The following is an 18,003-nucleotide window of genomic DNA, read 5'->3' as shown; positions in this document are numbered from 1 at the left end:
ATCTCACCCCTCACCGCGCACCATGGTGTAGAAATCAACCTTCGTTGCGGCGGCCGCTGCCGCCGCCTGCTTGCGCCTGACCATAAGCTGCTCGCGCAACGGCGCGATAACGTCGCGCTCCACCGCGCCGCCGAAATCGCGGGACTGCACCAGCGCATCGCACAGCGCGATCAGCCGCGCCTTCTCACCGTCGCGGCCGAGCGTGTAGCCGAACCCGACCTCGCCGCTCGCAAGCCGCACCGCGGCGCGCGACACCGTGGCTTCGCCGAGATTGAACGGCGCGCCGTCGCCGCCGACCCGGCCGCGCAGCATGACGAGGCCGTTCTCCGGCGTGCGCAGATCGTGGTGATCCGGGAGAGACAAGTTGCGGAGGCGAGCGGCGATCTCGCCCGCCTCCGCGTGCGCCAGCACCGCCATTGCGGCCTTGCGCTGGGCTTGCTGGTCGTTGTGCTGGGTCACCTGGTCCACCGAGCTTTTTGACAGAACTTGCCGCGTCGAAGTTGTCTATTATAATAGACAACTTCATACGGACGCGCCATGACTGTTTCGTGACAATGCTGTGATTTCTGGAGTAGGTTTCCCGCGACATGAGCATGCAGGACACAGCCTCCTCGGGCGTCGCGCTATGGCGCCTCGTGGCCGATGGCATCGAGCGCGGCATCGCCGACGGCCGCTTTGCGGCCGGCGACAAATTGCCGGGCGAGATGGAGATCGCCGAAACCTATCGCGTCAACCGCCACACCGTGCGGCGCGCGTTGGCAGCCCTCGCCGAGCGCGGCCTGGTGCGCGCCGAGCGCGGCAGCGGAACCTATGTCGAGGCGCAAAAGCTCGCTTATCCCCTGCGCTCGCGCACGCGCTTCTCCGAGATCGTCGGCGCCGATGGCCGCGAGCCGCATGGCCGGCTGATCGAGGCGACCGATGACGTCGCGACGCGCGAGCTCGCACGGGAGCTGGGCCTTAAGACCGGCGCGCCCCTGGTGCGGATCGAGGCGATTCGCCTCGCCGACCGCACGCCGATCTGTGTTTCCACCACCTGGCTCTCGGCGGAGCGGTTTCCGGAGGCGGGCGCCGTGTTCGCGGCAACGCGCTCGATGACGAAACTGCTGGAGCATTTTAGCGTGCGCGACTATCGCCGCGGTGCGACGCGAATCACCGCCGGCATCGTCGATGCGACCGACGCCGCACGACTCGACCTGGCGCTCGGGCGGCCGATCCTGGTGGTGGACGCCACCGACCACGATCTCACGGGCAAGCCGCTGGTGACGAAGCACTCGCGCTTTGCGGCAGAACGTGTGGAGTTTCTGGTGGAGAACGCTTAGATCAGAGCGTTTTCCAGCGAAGCCTGCCCTCGGACTTGATCCGGGGTGGAAACGATTTGCGTCGAGAAAACGCGTCAAAACAAAAATCAGAGCTCCGTTCCGATCCAATCGGAACGGATAAGACTGCAGCACGACGTTAGGCGACCGTCCGCTTGCCGATGATCGCGAAGCGCAGCTTGCCGGAAATCCAGTCGATCGACGATACCGTTATCAGGATTAGGAGGATCAGAAACGATACCTTCTGCCATTCCAGCACCCGGATCTGTTCGGCAAGCTGAAGGCCAATGCCGCCAGCGCCAACGATTCCGATGATCGTCGCCGATCGCGTGTTCGACTCGAAATAGTAGAGCACCTGGCTCAGCAAGACCGGGAATACCTGCGGCAGCAATCCGAACCGGACGCTGTGGAGATGGCTGCCGCCCGATGACCGAACGCCTTCCGCGGGGTTCTTGTCGGCGACCTCGATCGCTTCCGAGAACAGCTTGCCGAACGTTCCGAAATCGCTGCAGATCACGGCCAGGATGCCGGCAAACGGCCCCAGCCCCACGACGCCGACCCAGATCAGTGCCCAGATCAAGGTATCGACTCCACGGATGGTATCGAGGCCACGACGGGTCAATAGGCGGATGATCCGGTTTGCAACCACGTTGCGCGCCGCCAGCAGGGATACCGGCAGCGCGAGCAGCGCGCCGCCCAGGGTGCCGAGAAACGCGATCGACACCGTCTCTCCGAGCGCATGCAGATATTTCAGAACCTCCGCCCAAGAACCCGGGTTGGGCGGCAACATGAGCTGGACGAATTCGCCCAGCCTGACCATGCCCAGGGAGAGCCGATTAAAGGGAATATCGAGCTGGACGATCCCGAACAGGAACAGCCCGACCGTCCCGCCGACGAGTATTGCGATCCTTCCCCGCTGCCACCAATCGGTCCGGAAGACGTCGGGATACCGATGGGCAATGCCGGCCCGGTTTTCAAAACTGAAGGAGCTCATCGGGTGCTTCCCTCCAGCCCGAGCAGGCGGTGTCGCAACCGTTCCGTCAGGAAGTCGATCAACATGACGGTAAGGACGATGAGCAGCAGGATGGCGCTGACGTCGGTGAAGTAGAACTTGCGAACCGCCTCGATCAGATCCTGACCGATCCCGCCGGCGCCGACGAAGCCCATCACGGCGGCGCCCCGCACGTTGATCTCGAACCTGAGCAAGGCATAGCTCACGAAGTTCGAGAGGACCTGAGGCAACGCGCCGAACCGAACGACCTGAACCCAGCTGCCCCCGCTTGCCGCCACCCCTTCGACCGGCTTGCTGTCGATGTTCTCGACAACCTCGGCGAATTGCTTGCCCAACGCTCCGGCGGTATGGATTGCAATCGCCAGAACGCCCGGCAGCGGCCCGAGACCAAAGGCTAGCACGAAGATCAGGGCAAACACGATCTCCGGCACGGTCCTGAAAAACTCCAGAGCGCGCCGGGTGACGAAAACAGTCGTTCCTGATTTCACGAGATTGGCCGAGGCGAGGAAGCAAAGTGCGAAACCGCACAGCGCACCCGAGAGGGTGCCCATATAGGCGATCAGCAACGTATCCCCGAGAAGCCGTGCCCAGCGCGGCAATCCCCACAGCCAGTCCGCCAAATCGCTCCATGCGGTCGCGAACGAAAATTTGGGTGCGATGCTGACGAAATAGGCCGGGAAGCGCCAGAAGTTCTCGACAAAATCTCCGAGACTGACCTCGCCCATCCAGCCCGCGGCAATGGCAACGGCGATCAGGACGGCGGCACCGAGCCATACGCGCCGGCGCTTGGCGGCAATTGCAGCCGCATAGCGATCGGCAAGCTCACGCAGCCTGGCTTCCGGAAATTCGGGAACTGCTGTTCGCATGGGATGTTCGGAAGAGCCGACGGGCAGATCTTGCAATCTGCCCGCCTTGTCCAACCCTTGGTTTCCCTCAGGATTTCTGCTTACGAATGCTGTCGACAAACTTGGTCAGTTCGATCACGGCCTCATACGCCTTGTGGTCGACCTCGACGTAGGGCAATTGCTTCCCCTCGTAGATCTTGTCGAAAGCCGCCTTGTCCTTCACCGCAATTTCCAGCACGGCTTTCTTGATCGCCGCCTTGAGGTCGTCAGGCAGGCTGCTGAGATAGGCCATCGGCGAGTTCACGATCTGCTCGGACTTCATGATGATCTTGAAATCCGCGGCCTTCGCCATGCCCTTCCGTTCCATCCGGAGCAGGTTCGATTCCTTCTCGTCGTTCCACCAGTTGAACGCCGCGTCGCAGGTGCCCTGGGAAAGCCCGATCACCGCGTTTTCATGGCTCCCCGAGTAGACCACCTTGGCGAAGAACTTCTCCGGGTCTATGCCCATCTTGTTCATCGCGAAACGCGGCACGTTGTTGCCGGAAGTCGAGTTGGGATCGACGAGGCAGAGGTTCTTGCCTTGCAGGTCCTTGATGTCCTTGTAGCTCGAATCGCTTTTGACATAGAGAACCGAGTAATAGCCTTTGGTGCCGTCGCCGTTCACCTCGATCGCGAACGGTTCGACCTTCGCGCCAATGATGTAGGCACGCGCGTAGGACGCCGGGCCGTACATCGCAATGTGAATGTTTCCTGCACGCTGACCTTCGATCACCGCGGCGTAGTCGTTGGCGATGCGCAGCGTGACCTTGGTTCCAAGCTCGCGGGACAGGTACTCCGTCAGAGGCGTCCAGCGGTTGGTGGTGCCGGAGGCATTCTCGTCGGGGACTTTTGCGAAGATCAACTCAGGATATTTCGCCTTCCAGTCCTGCGCCGCAGCGGCTGAAACTGAAAATGCCAGGGCCGCCGCAGCGGCAACGATCGTACGACGGTCTATCATGACGTCTCCCATTTCAAGGTTATGAAACTGTCGAGTTCCGGCTCTGCGCTAGGCTCGATTTAAAGAAGCAGCGATCAGGCCACGGCAACCGTGCGGAGGGCAGGAACTGCTGTGCCGACCGATGCATCCGCGGGCGCAACATCCATGACTTCATTCGCCTCGAGATCGTACAGCTCGCGCGCGATATGATCGGTCAAGGCCGCCGGCGCGCCGTCGAACACCACGCGTCCGGCCGCCATGCCGATCAGGCGGTCGCAATAGCTGCGGGCGAGATCGAGCGAATGCAGGTTGCAGAGCACGGTGATACCGAAATGCTTGTTGATGCGCAGAAGCGCATCCATCACGATCTTGGTGTTGCGGGGATCGAGCGAGGCGATCGGCTCGTCGGCAAGGATAATGTCGGGCTGCTGAACCAGCGCCCGCGCGATCGCCACGCGCTGCTGCTGACCGCCCGAGAGCTGGTCGGCGCGCTGGGCCGCGATGGCAGCCATGTCGAACTGCTCGAGCGCCGACATCGCGATGGCCTTGTCTTCTTCGGGCCAAAGCTGCAGCAGCGACCGCCATGTCGGCACCGTCGACAGCCGCCCCATCAGCACATTGGTGAGGACGTCGAGCCGGCCGACGAGGTTGAACTGCTGAAAAATCATCGCCGACCGCGCACGCCACTGCCGCAGCTCCTTGCCGCGCAGCGCGGTGACGTCGACGCCTTCGAACAGGATGCGGCCTTCGGAGGGCTCGATGAGGCGGTTGATGGACCGCAGCAATGTCGACTTGCCGGCGCCGGATCGCCCGATCACCCCGACGAAGCCGCCAGGGGAAACTTGAAACGAAGCATCGTCCACAGCGGCCTTCGCGCCGAAGCGACACGTCAGGCCTTCAACCACCAGCATCGAGGGGCTCCAGAGTAGCTGGAGCCAACCGCTAACGCCCTTGGTTAACACTTGTGTGACAAGGCTGCTGCAGTGCGGCCATCCTACGCACGTCATCCCCTGTCATCTCATTGTCACGACACCGTCATCCGGCCGCTCGAAGAAAGACTCCCGCCCTCGCACTTCGGATGCAACATGGCCGCCAAAGCTCTTTCGGTTCAGCCGACCGTCGATCCCTCGGCCAAGCTGCATGAGACCAGGCTTGGCGCCTACACCGAAGTCGGCGCGCGCACGATCCTGCATGAAGTCGCGATGGGCGATTATTCCTATGTCGTGAACGATGCGCAGATCACCTACGCCACCATCGGAAAGTTCTGCTCGATCGCGGCGATGACCCGCATCAATCCCGGCAACCATCCGATGCATCGCGCCACTCAGGCGCATTTCACTTACCGATCCAGCGCCTATTTCGAAGGTGAGAGCGACGATCTCGAGTTCTTCGACTGGCGCCGCCGGCATCACGTTCATATCGGCCATGACGTCTGGATCGGCCATGGCGCGATCGTGCTGCCGGGCCGCAACATCGGCACCGGCGCGGTGATCGCCGCCGGCGCGATCGTCACCAAGGACGTGCCGGCCTACAGCATCGTCGCCGGCAATCCGGCCCGCATCGTGCGGCGGCGATTCTCGGAGGAGATCGCCGGACGGCTCGCAAGGCTTGCTTGGTGGGACTGGGATCACGACAAGTTGCGCGAGGCGCTGCCCAATTTCCGCAAGCTCGGGATTGAAGATTTCCTCTCGGCATACGAAGCAAAAGCGAGCTCACTCGCCAATTCTCCTGCCAGCAAACGAAGCGCGGTCGCGTGACAGACATATTCATCGAAGGCGGCCGGGCCCTGATCGGCGCCGAGCTCGTCGAAACCTCTCTTCTCGTCTCCGGAACAGACATTGCAGAGGTCGATGCTTCTCGCGGCCGGGCGCGGCTGGCACTGGATGCCCGTGACCTGCTGGTGCTGCCCGGCATCGTCGATCTGCATGGCGATGCCTTCGAGCGGCAGATGATGCCGCGCGCCGGCGTCGACTTTCCGATCGACGTCGCGCTCGCCGACAGCGACCGCCAGGCGATCAGCAACGGCATCACCACCGTGTTTCACGCCACGACCTGCTCGTGGGAGCCGGGCCTGCGAAGCGCCGACAATGCGCGCGGCCTGATGGAGGCGATCGAGCGGCAGCGTCCGCAGTTCGCTGCCGACACCCGCTTCCACCTGCGGCACGAGACCTTCAATCTCGATGCCGAAGCGGAGATCGCACAGTGGCTCAGCGAGGGCCGCGTCGACCTGTTCGCCTTCAACGATCATATGGACGGCGTCGTTGCCGACATCTCCAACCCACGCAAGCGCAACCGCATGGTGGAGCGCACCGGTCTGTCGAGTGAAGAATTCGACCGGCTGGTCGAGCGCGTGGTCTCGCGCGCCGACGAGGTGCCCGCCTCGGTGTCACGCCTGGCCGCTGCGGCCCGCGGGGCCGAGGTGCGGATGCTCTCGCACGACGATTCGAGCCCGGCGATGCGCCGGGACTTTCGCGAGCTCGGCGCCTTGATCGCGGAGTTTCCGATCAACGAGGAGACGGCGCAGGCTGCGGCCAGCCACGGCGATGCCATCGTCTATGGCGCGCCGAACGTCGTGCGCGGCGGCAGCCACACCGGCTGGACCAGGGCCTCCGACATGATCGCCAAGGGGCTCTGCTCGGTGCTGGCGTCTGACTATTATTATCCCGCGCAGCTGCTCGCCGCGTTCCGCCTGGCCGCCGATGGCGTGGTGCCTCTGGCTCAGGCCTGGGATCTGGTCTCCGCCGGCCCGGCGCGCGCGACCGGCCTCACCGATCGCGGCCTGCTCGCGGAGGGACGCCGCGCAGACATTCTCCTCGTCGACGACAACGTGAAGCTGCGGCCGCGGCTGATCGCGGTGATCTCAGGCGGCAGGCTCGTGCATCTCACCGACGCGACGCGGCTGCTCACCGCAGTGGCGGCCCCGCGCGAGACTGTCGTCGCGGCGTAAATTGGTTATGCTGAGGCAATGACAGGTTTCCCCCGCTACGCGATCTATTTTGCCGCAGGCCGCAACAGCGCCCTCTCCCGCTTCGGCGCCGAGCTGCTCGGCTATGACGCCTACAGCGGCGGCGAGATTTCGTTTCCAGAGCAGGCGCTGCACGCCGCGCCCGACTGGCGCGAGCTCAGCGCCGATCCCCGCAAGTACGGCTTTCACGCCACGCTGAAGGCGCCGATGGCGCTGGCGCCCGGCAAGACCGAAGCCGAGCTGCTGGCCGCCTGCGAGGCGTTCGCGGGCAAGACACGGCCTATCCCGGCAATCCGACCGATGGTCGATGCCATCAGCGGCTTCATTGCCGTTATTCCGGCCGAGCCGATGGAAACGCTCCAGCAACTTGCCGCTGATTGCGTTCGCGAGTTCGACCCGTTTCGCGCCGCGCTGACGGCGGAAGATCGCGCTCGGCGCAAGCCGGAGAAGCTCAGCGAGCGGCAGCGCGATTATCTCGACCGCTGGGGCTATCCTTACGTGATGGAAGAATTCCGCTTCCACATGACGCTGACGGGGCGGCTGGATGCGGAGCGGCGCGGGCCGATCCTTCAGATGCTGCGAACACGGTTTGCGGCGCTGGGGATCGAGACGCTCGCGATCGATCGCATTGCCCTGTTCAAGCAGGATGATGCCAAGGCGCGGTTTCGCATCATCGGCGAGTGGGCTTTGGTGCGGTAGACCTCAGCGCGAGGCCGCAAGATTGAAAGCGAGCGCCACTGCGCCAACCAGAACGAGGCTGGTCGCCCAGACTGCATCCAGGTTGAACCAGCTTCGCGAGACGAACCTCAGTCCCAGATGGCGGTAGACCAGCCACGCCAGACATCCGCCGGCGCCGACCATGGCGGCAACGTGCACCAGCGACACCAGCACCGCCATCCCGAGATTTGCCGTCATCAGCGCGCCCGCCGCCTGATGGCCGGCATCGAGCTCGAAGGCCTGGCAGAGCCCGAGATAGATCGGCACGAGCATCAGGGCAGCGCCGTGAGCGATGGCGACGGCAAATGACCAGAGCACCAATTGCGTCGGCGGAATTCGTGCCAGCGCGCGCGGATGACGCCGGTCGATCAGCCGGTAGACGCCAAAGCCGATGACGAGAAGACTCGCACCGATCTGGATTGGACGCTGCCATTCGGCCAGTACGAGCAGGAAGGCGAACGGCAGCAGCACGAGAAGTGTTGCCAGGAGGTGCCCGGCCGCCAGAGCCCACAATGCACGGAAGAGCGCGAGGGGGCTCTTGTCCATGAGCCCGGCCGAAACGGCGAGCGGCCATCCCATTCCCGGATTGACCCCGTGGTAGAGACCGCTCGCAACAAGCGCGAGCCACAGCCAGCCAAGGGCCGGGCTCGCCTGCGTCCCATCTAGACCGACGGGTAGCAAAATGAGTCCGTCGAACAATCGCCGCCCTCGAGCCTGATCTGGTGCGCACGATATCCGTCGGGGAAGCTCACGAAATAGTCCTTGTCGAGTTCGAGGCCGCCGTTCCGACCGACATTGGCCATGACTTCCACACCCGGAACCCCGTCGGGATAGAACTGGTCGTCCCAGGTGGAATAGAGCGAATTGGTCCAGTACACGCGCCGGCCGTCGCGGCTGATCTCGACCATCTGCGGACCCGCCGCAAAGGGCTTGCCGTTCGGATGGGGCGTGCGGCGCGCGATGCCGCCGATGTGGACCGAGCCCGCAAGCTTCGGCTTTCTGGGATCGCTGACGTCGTACTGGCGCATCTCACCCGTGCCCCAGCACGAGACATAGAGAAACCGGTCGTCCATCGACAGGTCGATGTCCGTCACCAGCGGCGGCACGGCGCCAAATCCCTGCAGCAGCGGCGGCAGCTTCTCCTTGGGCGCGGGTTCGGGAGGGATCGTCGCCGTTTTCTCGGCATGGAATTTTCCGCCCTCGCGCCACCAGGTCCAGATCGACGCTTCGAGGTTGGTGGTGTCGACCACGACACCGACGAAGCCGTACTCGCGAACCGGATCGTGCGCGGGGCGCACCTCCAGCGCCATCTGATGATTGGCGCCGAGGTCGATGGTCTGGACGTTGCGACGGGCGCGAAGGTCCCAGAAGTGGAGGCGATGGCCATATTTGTTCGCAAGCAGATCTTCCGGGACGATCCCGTTCTCGAACTGCGGCGGTAACGCCCATTCGCTCGTCACCATGTAATCGCGCGGCAGATTCCACCAGAAATCATAATGCAGCGTTTGCGGGCCACGGTCGATCTCCCATCGTCCAAGAACTTCGAACGTCTCGCAATCCATGATGAAGACGCCCGGAGGTCCGTTGGTGCCGTCCTTGCCGCCGCCACCCAGCGTGCTCACGTAAATGCCGTCCGGCCCGCAATGGATCGTGTGCGGTCGCGAGTAGCCGGTCTTCTTGAAGACCTCCTCTGGCTCGATGATCTTGTGGATCTTGGCCTTCGTCGGATCGGGCTTGGTATCGATCACGTAGATCCGCGACGAGCGCAGCCCGGGGATAATGAGATAGCGCCGCTCGATGAAGGCGTGTCCGGAGAGCGGCGACAGGGCGGAGGAGCAAGCATTCCAGCCGAAATGATGAAACTCATCACCCTTGTTGGGCATCGCTACGGTATGGACGATCTGGCTATAGGTCGGCGATCCCGGCTTGACGTCGATGACCGCGAGAGCATCCGGCTTTGAGAAATCCGGACTGAGCAGCAAGGTGTAAGCAAAATTCTCCGCAGGCGCTTCCATCGCAAGCTTGGGCGATGCGTGAAAGGTAGGATCCGGCCTCATCGTCATGGCACTGCCTCCCTGTTCTGTCGGTTTGCACCAACCTGGCTCGGGATAGTGGCAAAAGAAGAGCTGTTGCGCGATGTCCTGGGAATCTCCGCAAGGCGCCGGTTGGCGCGCGTACATTATGCCATCGCGGGGCTATGGGGAACGGCCCGGAACGCGCTAATTCGACGCCTTCAGGCGAAATGGGCATCCCTCGTTCATTTCGAGCGAGGGCGCACAAGTCGCTCCTCGCAGCCTTCGTAGGGTGGGCAAAGGCGCAAAGCGCCGTGCCCACCGCTCTTCCCGCGGGCGCGCAAGTTGGTGGGCACGCTTCGCTTTGCCCACCCTACGACAGCTTCACGCAATGACGGGGGAGAGAATTACTTCCCCCACCTGAGCGCCAACGCGTCGCGCTCCTTGGCGAGCTCCAATAGCCCGGCGCGCGTCGCCGGATGCAGCGGCTGCAGCGGATGGCGCACCGCCTCCGACTTGATCACGCCGCCGGCCTGCATCATCACCTTGCAGGCGATCAGGCCGCATTGGCGGTTCTCGTAGTTGATCAGCGGCAGCCAGCGCTCGTAGGCGGCCTTCGCCTTTTCGCGATCGCCCGCGAAATAGGGATCGATGATCTGGCGGATGCCGTCGGGATAGCCGCCGCCGGTCATGGCGCCGGTGGCGCCGGCGTCGAGATCGGCGAGCAGCGTGATCGCCTCCTCGCCGTCCCAGGGGCCCTCGATGTCCTTGCCGCCCGCCTCGATCAGGCTGCGGAGCTTCGAGGCCGCGCCCGGCACCTCGATCTTGAAATAGCGGATGTTGGAAAACTCGCGCGACAGCCGCGCGAGCAACTCGACCGACAGCGGCGTGCCGGCAACCGGCGCGTCCTGGATCATGATCGGGATGTTGATCGCGCCGGAGAGCACCTTGAAGAATTCGACGATGCCTTTCTCGGGGACGCGGAAGGTCGCGCCGTGATAGGGCGGCATCACCATCACCATGGCGGCGCCGGCCGCCTCGGCCTGCTTGCTGCGCGCGGCGCATACGGCCGAGCTGAAATGGGTGGTGGTGACGATCACGGGAACCCGGCCGGCCACATGGTCCAGCACCGCATGCATCACCGTGTCGCGCTCGGCATCGGTGAGCACGAACTGCTCGGAGAAATTGGCGAGGATGCAAATGCCGTGCGAGCCGGCATCGATCATGAAATCGATGCAGCGGCGCTGACCCTCGAGGTCGAGCTCGCCGCGCTCGTCGAAGATGGTGGGCGCGACCGGGAACACGCCGCGATAGGGGCGTTGGGCCTTGTGTGGGGTGACCGGCATCGAACTCTCCATCCCTGATGTGTCTTGCGTCTGCCGCCGCGCCCGTGGGAGCGAGGCGGCACAGATGTACCCGCAGTGCCGAGCTGCGGCAATGCCCGCGCGACGTCCGATGGAAAGAGTACGAAAATCAGGCGCTCTTCACGGCGCCCAGGAAACCCTCGACCGCGACGCGAAGACGATCGGCATCCGCCGACATCTTCTTGACGGACTCCGACAGCACCGTGCCGGCATTGCCGGTCTCCTGGTTGAGCCTGGCGACGCTGCCGATGGTATCGGTGACCTCGCGGGTGCCCTGAGCCGCCTGCTGGAAGTTGCGCGAGATTTCCGTCGTCGCCGCGCGCTGCTGTTCGACCGCGGCGGCAATCGCCGTCATCTTCTCGTCGATGCCGCCGATGGCGCCGCCGATCAACCGGATCGCGGCGACCGCCTGGCCGGTGGCGCCCTGGATCTCCTCCACCTGGCGCGAGATCTCTTCTGTCGCCGTCGCGGTCTGCGCCGCAAGGCTCTTGACCTCGCCCGCAACCACCGCGAAGCCGCGGCCGGCCTCGCCGGCGCGCGCGGCTTCGATGGTGGCGTTCAATGCCAGCAGATTGGTCTGGGCGGCGATCGCGTTGATCATCTTCACGACCTCGCCGATGCGACTGGCCGTCTGATCGAGGATCTCGACCGTCGCATTGGTCTGCTCAGCCTGGGCCACGGCCTCGCGGGCCTCGCGCGCGCTCGACTGCACCTGCGCGGAGATCTCACCCACGGATGCGGAGAGCTCCTCGGTCGCGGCGGCGATGGTCTCGAGATTATTGGTGGCCTGCTCGGCTGCCGAGGAGACCGCCGCGGTCTGGCTGCTCGATTCCGAGACCAGCGAGCGCACGCCGCTCGCGGTGGCGTCGAGCTCCCGCGTCGAGGCCGCAACGCTCTGGATGACCGCCTGCACCGTGTCGTCGAAGCTGCGGCAGGCGGCGTCGACGGTGCCGGAGCGGGCGAGCTGAAGCGCCTGCTGCGATTCGCGTTCCTTACCGAGCCGCTCCGCGGTCGCCGCGCTCTCGCGCAGGCTTTCGAGCGCAGCCGCCATGGTGCCGAACTCGTCGGGATGCCGCGATTGCGGCACCGGCGTCGCATAGTCGCGGGCGCTGATGCGGGCGATGGCGTCGAGGATGGCGCGCACCGGGCGCATCAGCCGGTTGCGCACCACAAACACGCCCGCGACAGTCACGGCCAGTGCAAGCAGGAAGCCGAAGGATTGCACGATGAGATTGGTGAGGGCCTTGGCCTGAACTGCCTCCGCGTGCGCGATCGACAGGTCGAGCGCCTTGCTCGCGACCGCGACGATGGAGGCGAACGGAGCCTGGCACAACGCGTTCCATTCCGAAGCGGGCATCGCGGGACGGCCGCTGCCATCCAAGCCTTTGGTGAGCTCGCCGATCTGCTTGAGAGCGCCGTCGGTCTTGGCCTTCGCCTCCTTGGCCGTGTTGACGAGGTCGGCCGGCACGTCAGGCGCAGCCAGCAGCTCCTCCATGCCGGTCCAGCCGGCGGTGACGATGCCGTTCCAGCCCGCGACCGTCTGCTTCTGGGTCTCGTCGAGCGGCTTGCTGGCGTTGACGTTCGGCCGCAGGGTCGAGCACTGGATGCCGTAGCGGTCGCGCACCTGCCAGGCGAGGCGGCGGGCCTGGATCATGCGGGCGATGTAAGGATCGTTCATCCAGGCGCGGTTCGACACGGCGGTGGATGCGAGATTGGCGGTCTCGATCACCTTGGTGACCGCATCGTACCAGGCCGCAGTCCGCTCCAGCTTGCGCTCGGCGCGCGGCAGCTTGGCCTCGTCGTAGAACAACTGGAATTTTGGCGCGGCCTCGCTCCAGCGCTGCTTCAGCGTGCTGGCGAGCTCGTCGCGGCGGGCGAATTCGACGGTAGAGAGCGCCGCGCTGATGGCATCGAAGCCGGCCTGTTCCGCCTTCTCGGCAACGCCGAGCTTGGCGCGCGGATCGTCCTCACCGAGCAGGGCGCTCTGGGCATCGCCACGATTGCTGCGCAGGGCAACCACGCCATGGAAGATCGACTTGTCGGCATTCGCGAGCCGCTCGGTCTCCAGACTGTCGCTGTAGCGGCCGAAAGCCCCGACCATCTGGATGGCCGTGCTGGTCAGCGCGCCGGCCGCCAGCAGCGTCATCAGGACCAGGAGAAGCGTGCTTACCGATTTCTTAAAAATGGACATGGGTCGAGGGACCTAACTCTCAGGAGAGGGCCCACCTTGCAGCGCCACGTGCCAATGTTTCGTTAAGGTTTGAGTTGAATCGAAACGATCCAGCCTGCACGCATTCGGAATACTATCCTATTCTGGTGAAATCCGGCGGGCGGCGCTCCGCAAACGCCGTAAACGCCTCGCGCGCTTCGGCGGTGCGCAGGCGCTGCGCAAACTGCTCGCCTTCGGCCTGCATCTGCGCGACCAGCGCCTCGCCGTTGCGCATCAGCCGCTTGGTCGCGACGAGGGCCCCGGCCGGCTGGCGGGCGAGACGCTGCGCCAGCGCAAGCGCTTCCGCATCCAGCTTGTCGAGCGGCACCACACGGTTGGCGAGGCCCCATTCCAGCGCCGACCTGGCCGGCACGGTTTCGCCAAGCGCGAACATCTCGTAGGCGCGGGCGTAGCCGATGCGCGCCGGCATCAACAGGCTGGAGGCGGCTTCAGGCACCAACGCGAGGCTGACGAACGGCGTCGATAATTGCGCGTTGTCGGCGAGCACGACGAGATCGCAATGCAGCAGCATCGTGGTGCCGACGCCGACGGCACGGCCCTGCACGGCCGCGACCAGCGGCCGGGTGCAGCGCGCCAGCGACTGGATGAAGCGCACCACGTTGCGGCTGCCTTCGGACTTGCCGGCCGCGACGGCCGCGAACTCGCCGACGTCGTTGCCGGCGGTGAACATGTCGCCCTCGCCGCGGATCAGGATCACGCGGGCGGATGGGTCGAACTCGGCGGATTCGATCGCATCGGCGAGCTTGCCGTACATCGCATCCGTCAGCGCGTTCTTCTTGTCGGGACGTGCCAGCGTGAGGGTGAGGATTCCGCCGCTATTCTCGATCCGGACCTGCTCGGTCATTGGTCTGCTCCGTGTTATTCGTCTGAACGTCTTGGAAACTTGTCCTGAATGCTCGTCAGCCAGCGTGCGACGATGTCGATTTCCGCGGCCGTGAAACCTTCCGTCAGCGCCGCATTGACCTCCGCCGCGCTGGTCTTGGCCTGCGCCAGCGCGGTGCGCCCCTTCGGCGTCAACCAGATGCGAAAGGCGCGGCCGTCCTCGCGATCGGCCCGCCGCTCGACCAGCTTCGCAGCCACCGTCCGGTCGACGAGACCCGAAATGCCGGCCGGTCCCATGTCGAGCGCCGCCCCAGCCTCGCCCATCAGCGCGCCATCCTGCTTGCCGAGAATGAACAGCAACCCCGCCTGCGCCGGCGTCACCGCGCTCTCGGGCCGCGCCGCCATCCAGCGCTGCAGCCGGCGCTGGGCGACACTCAGCAAGTAGATCAGCCGATGGTGCTGCGCGCCGGCGCCGTTATTTCGCATGCGAAATAGATAGTGAAACGCAGGCGCGTTGTCAAACGGGCCCTCTTGGTTACGGCGCGCAGGTGAAGCTCGCCGCTTCCGTCACCGGGCCGCTCTTGTAGTGCGGCCAGGCCGGCCAGCGGCACAGCGGCAGCGCGCGCGTCGCGGCAAACGACGGCGCCTCGACCTTCTGCTCCCTGACCTCTAAGTCGCCGGGCGCTTTGCCATTCTCGACCCAGTCGACCAGAACGCTCAGCATATCGACATTGGCGGGCGCGCCGGAGCCGACATGGTCGACGCCGGGCGCGGTGTAGAGGCGCGCGAACTCCGCGGTCTCGGCCTTGCCCATCTTGCGCTCGACGCTCTCGAAGTAGCGGATGCCGGCATAGGGGCTCTGGGCGTAGTCGGCCATGTGCTCGAGCACGATCAGCCGGCCGCCCCGCGCCCGGAACCGACTGAGATCGGGATCGGTGGAATCCATCAGGCTGGACACCTCGAGCAGCCGCGCCTTGTGCTCTTCCACCTTGTAGGTGGTGACGTCGAGCTTCGGATCGCGCGCGAAGACATATTGGATGCCGCCGGCGCCGTAGATCCAGGCGATGCCGTTGTTCGGCGCGGGCGGCTGCGCCGGCGGCGCGGTGCCGAGCCACCAGGAGACCCAGCCGCCGGTCGGCCCGACCGCGGGGATGTCCTCGCCGGAGACGCCCCAGCCCGGATAATCGTCGAGACCATTGGCGAGCGCGAAGGGGAATTTGTAGGTGGCGTGCAGCGTGTTCACCGCCTTGATCTGTGCATCGGTGAGACACTGGTCGCCGCTCTGCCCGGCCGCGCAGCGCAGCGTCTCGACCTTGAACGCCGCCTTGCAGCCGACGGGATCCTGCACCAGCGCATCGTCGGAGCCGTCGGCCTTGTCGCAAGCCGCGCGCACGGCCTCGCCTACGAGCTTGACCTGCGCCGGGTTGATCCAGCCCTCGCCCATGGTGACGAGACCCGAGCGCGTGCCGGCATGCTGCAGCCCGACCCAGTTGATCACGGGCACACGGGCGAAGATGCCGTCGAAATCGTCGGGATAGCGCTGCGCCATGGCGAGGCCTTCGCGGCCGCCCTCCGACGAGCCCATGAAGTACAGCTTCTCCGGCGTCCTGCCGTAGGCACGCTGCATCAGCCCGACCGCAGCGTCGCGCACCTTCTTGTAGGCGCGATGGGCGAAATTCTCGAACGCTTCGTCGTTCAGCGCAAAGACCTGCGGCGGCTCGCCCTGCTTGGTCTCGTGGCCAGAGTCGGTGCCGTAGGTGACGAAGCCGCGCGCCAGCGGCGAGGGCCTGTCGAAGGGATAGGCCGGCGGCAGGGCAAGGCCCGTGATCAGCACACCGTTGAAGCCGCCGCCGCCATATTGCAGCGAGCGCCCGTTCCATTCGACGGGGAGGTTGACCTGGAATTTGATCGGGGGCGCCTTGGGATCGGTGGGATCGATATGGCCGAGCACCTTGCAGAAGCGCGGATTGGCCGGCGTGATGCGTGCTGACGGCGTCGGCCCACGCTCGGCGACGGCCAATTGGGATGGCGCCTGCAAGGTCGCGGAATCGATCTTGACGGCGTCAGCGCCGCCGACGAGGCCTTTGCAGACGGTCTCGGCGTCTTCGGCCAGCGTTGCCGCTGAGGCACCACTCGCGCTCATTGCGGCCGCAGTGCCCACCAGCCATGCACACAGCTTCGCTCTGTTGCGCTTCATCGTTTCCACCCGGCTTGTCCTGTTGCGTTCGGCACTTGGCCGCATTCAATGCAACCTTCGCCCGTCCGTCAATCGCTGACGCCGGCTTTCCGTCAGAACGAGCCCAGCGCAGTGCCCAGGGCGATCACCGCCAGCAGCGCCAGGAGCGAGGTCACGATACCGACCATGACGATATCGAAATAGCTGTCGCGATGGGTCAGGCCGCAGATCGCGAGCAGGCTGACCACCGCACCGTTATGCGGCAGGATGTCCAGCGTTCCCGCGCCGATCACCGCCACGCGATGCATCAGCGCAAGGTCGATGCCGTGGCGCGCGGCAAGTTCGACATAGGTCGGGCCGAGAGCATCGAGGGCGATGGTCAGGCCGCCCGACGCCGACCCGGTCAGCGCGGCCAGGATGTTGGTCGCGACGGCGAGCGAGACCAGCGGTCCCCCTTCGATCGCCAGCACCCAGTCGCGCACGATCGTGAACGCCGGCAGCGAGGCCACGACGGCGCCGAAGCCGACGAGGCTGGCGACGCTGAACGCAGGCAGGACCGACGCATTGGCCCCGGCGTCCATGGTCCGGCGCAGCACCGGCAGGCGCGCCCAGTTCAGCGCGATGGTCGTGACGATGGCGGCAGCCAGCGCCACCGCGACCGACCACACGCCTGCGACCGCCGCAAGCGTCGTGTCGCCAAAGCGCGGCTCGGCGAGATAGCTGACATCGAGCCGCGGCAGCACCACCAGCGACATCAACAGGTTGACGGTCACGACAACGACGATCGGCGCCATGGCGTTCAGCACGGGCGACGGCCGCTCGCTGCGATGACCGTGCTGTAGCTCCGCCGGATCGAACTCGCGGGCAGTCGTCGCGCGCTCGCGCACGAGCTCGTCAGCAGCGGCCTGCTCGATCGCGCCCTCGGCGTCGTCGCCATAGCCTTCCCCGGCGCGGCGCGCCGCAACTTCGGCGCGATGCAGCCACCACAATCCCGCGCCGAGCATGATGAGCGAGCCGACGATGCCGAGGCCCGGCGCGGCAAACGGCGTCGTACCGAAGAACGGCATCGGAATCGCATTCTGGATCGACGGCGTGCCCGGTAGGGCCGACATGGTGAAGGTCGACGTTCCCAGCACGATCGCGGCCGGGATCAGACGACGCGGAATCGAAGCGGCACGAAACAGCGAGCGGGCCATTGGAACGATGACGAAGAACGCAACGAACAGGCTGACACCACCATAGGTGACCAGCGCGCCGGCGAGCACGACCGCCAGGATCACGCGGCGTTCGCCGAGGCGCTCCGCCATGAAGCCGGCGACCGACGTCACCGCGCCACTGTCGTCCATCAACTTGCCAAAGACGGCACCAAGCAGAAAGATCGGAAAGAACTGCGCCATAAATCCCGCCGCGTTCACCATGAACACCTGGGTCAGGTTCGCGAGCAGCGGCTCACCGCCGAACAACGCAGCAATGAGTGCGGCGAACGGCGCGAGCAGCAGGACGCTCCAACCGCGGAAGGCGAATAGGACGAGCAGACCGAGTCCGACGAGGAGGCCGAGGAGACCCAT

The 18,003-nt window shown here is 65.2% G+C and carries 17 protein-coding genes; 4 read left to right on the top strand and 13 right to left on the bottom strand.

Features of this window, described 5'->3' with window-relative positions; translation table 11 throughout:
• Positions 1-3: 3 nt before the first annotated feature.
• Positions 4-468 (bottom strand): phosphonate C-P lyase system protein PhnG, encoded by a 465-nt coding sequence (phnG, locus tag I6F12_RS23370; protein WP_109145401.1) that lies wholly within the window; start codon positions 466-468, stop codon positions 4-6.
• A 119-nt stretch (positions 469-587) separates the two neighbouring features.
• Here phnG and phnF point away from each other — a divergent pair, with 119 nt between their 5' ends.
• On the top strand, positions 588-1,319 hold the full coding sequence (gene phnF, locus I6F12_RS23365; protein ID WP_225157306.1) for a phosphonate metabolism transcriptional regulator PhnF: 732 nt from the start codon (positions 588-590) through the stop codon (positions 1,317-1,319).
• Between the two features lie 136 nt (positions 1,320-1,455).
• Here the strand turns inward: phnF and phnE (I6F12_RS23360) are convergent, their stop codons facing one another.
• From phnE (I6F12_RS23360) to phnC, 4 genes are all read right to left on the bottom strand, one after another.
• Entirely contained in the window at positions 1,456-2,310 is an 855-nt protein-coding gene (gene phnE / locus I6F12_RS23360) for a phosphonate ABC transporter, permease protein PhnE (protein WP_225157305.1), read from the bottom strand.
• Entirely contained in the window at positions 2,307-3,194 is an 888-nt protein-coding gene (phnE, locus tag I6F12_RS23355; RefSeq protein WP_225157374.1) for a phosphonate ABC transporter, permease protein PhnE, read from the bottom strand. Before phnE (I6F12_RS23355) ends, phnE (I6F12_RS23360) begins: the two co-directional genes overlap by 4 nt.
• A gap of 67 nt (positions 3,195-3,261) precedes the next feature.
• Positions 3,262-4,170 (bottom strand): phosphonate ABC transporter substrate-binding protein, encoded by a 909-nt coding sequence (gene phnD / locus I6F12_RS23350; protein WP_225157304.1) that lies wholly within the window; start codon positions 4,168-4,170, stop codon positions 3,262-3,264.
• 74 nt (positions 4,171-4,244) lie between these two features.
• Positions 4,245-5,060 carry a phosphonate ABC transporter ATP-binding protein gene (phnC, locus tag I6F12_RS23345; RefSeq protein ID WP_225144940.1) on the bottom strand — a complete coding sequence of 272 codons (816 nt, stop codon included), beginning with the start codon at positions 5,058-5,060 and terminating at the stop codon, positions 4,245-4,247.
• A gap of 174 nt (positions 5,061-5,234) precedes the next feature.
• Between phnC and I6F12_RS23340 the strand changes: the two genes are divergently transcribed.
• The 3 genes from I6F12_RS23340 to I6F12_RS23330 are packed head-to-tail and all read left to right on the top strand — an operon-like array spanning position 5,235 to position 7,813.
• Entirely contained in the window at positions 5,235-5,906 is a 672-nt protein-coding gene (locus I6F12_RS23340; protein ID WP_036014415.1) for a chloramphenicol acetyltransferase, read from the top strand.
• Positions 5,903-7,096 carry an alpha-D-ribose 1-methylphosphonate 5-triphosphate diphosphatase gene (locus I6F12_RS23335; RefSeq protein WP_225140553.1) on the top strand — a complete coding sequence of 398 codons (1,194 nt, stop codon included), beginning with the start codon at positions 5,903-5,905 and terminating at the stop codon, positions 7,094-7,096. Before I6F12_RS23340 ends, I6F12_RS23335 begins: the two co-directional genes overlap by 4 nt.
• 18 nt (positions 7,097-7,114) lie before the next feature.
• Positions 7,115-7,813, top strand: coding sequence for a DUF1045 domain-containing protein (locus I6F12_RS23330; RefSeq protein ID WP_225157303.1), 699 nt, complete (start codon positions 7,115-7,117; stop codon positions 7,811-7,813).
• Between the two features lie 3 nt (positions 7,814-7,816).
• Here the strand turns inward: I6F12_RS23330 and I6F12_RS23325 are convergent, their stop codons facing one another.
• The 8 genes from I6F12_RS23325 to I6F12_RS23290 all read right to left on the bottom strand — a co-directional run bounded on the left by I6F12_RS23325 (position 7,817) and on the right by I6F12_RS23290 (position 18,003).
• Complete coding sequence (locus tag I6F12_RS23325; RefSeq protein WP_085972252.1) at positions 7,817-8,410, bottom strand: hypothetical protein; 594 nt, start codon at positions 8,408-8,410, stop codon at positions 7,817-7,819.
• Positions 8,411-8,493: 83 nt separating this feature from the next.
• Positions 8,494-9,894: a selenium-binding family protein gene (locus I6F12_RS23320; RefSeq protein ID WP_225157302.1), complete on the bottom strand. Its 1,401-nt coding sequence runs from the start codon at positions 9,892-9,894 to the stop codon at positions 8,494-8,496.
• A 356-nt stretch (positions 9,895-10,250) separates the two neighbouring features.
• Complete coding sequence (locus I6F12_RS23315) at positions 10,251-11,189, bottom strand: dihydrodipicolinate synthase family protein (RefSeq protein WP_036026912.1); 939 nt, start codon at positions 11,187-11,189, stop codon at positions 10,251-10,253.
• A gap of 127 nt (positions 11,190-11,316) precedes the next feature.
• Positions 11,317-13,398 carry a methyl-accepting chemotaxis protein gene (locus I6F12_RS23310; RefSeq protein ID WP_225157301.1) on the bottom strand — a complete coding sequence of 694 codons (2,082 nt, stop codon included), beginning with the start codon at positions 13,396-13,398 and terminating at the stop codon, positions 11,317-11,319.
• A gap of 112 nt (positions 13,399-13,510) precedes the next feature.
• A complete protein-coding gene (locus I6F12_RS23305; protein WP_225157300.1) occupies positions 13,511-14,281 on the bottom strand; it encodes an enoyl-CoA hydratase in 771 nt (256 codons plus the stop codon).
• Between the two features lie 14 nt (positions 14,282-14,295).
• Complete coding sequence (locus I6F12_RS23300; RefSeq protein WP_036026867.1) at positions 14,296-14,745, bottom strand: MarR family winged helix-turn-helix transcriptional regulator; 450 nt, start codon at positions 14,743-14,745, stop codon at positions 14,296-14,298.
• 49 nt (positions 14,746-14,794) lie between these two features.
• Positions 14,795-16,456, bottom strand: coding sequence for a tannase/feruloyl esterase family alpha/beta hydrolase (locus I6F12_RS23295; RefSeq protein WP_225157299.1), 1,662 nt, complete (start codon positions 16,454-16,456; stop codon positions 14,795-14,797).
• 92 nt (positions 16,457-16,548) lie between these two features.
• Entirely contained in the window at positions 16,549-18,003 is a 1,455-nt protein-coding gene (locus I6F12_RS23290; RefSeq protein ID WP_225157298.1) for an SLC13 family permease, read from the bottom strand.

This window comes from Bradyrhizobium sp. IC4059 (assembly GCF_020193615.1).
Classification (GTDB): domain Bacteria; phylum Pseudomonadota; class Alphaproteobacteria; order Rhizobiales; family Xanthobacteraceae; genus Bradyrhizobium; species Bradyrhizobium yuanmingense.
The sequence above is the reverse complement of the archived record's forward strand: the minus strand, read 5'-3'. Positions and strand labels throughout refer to the sequence as shown.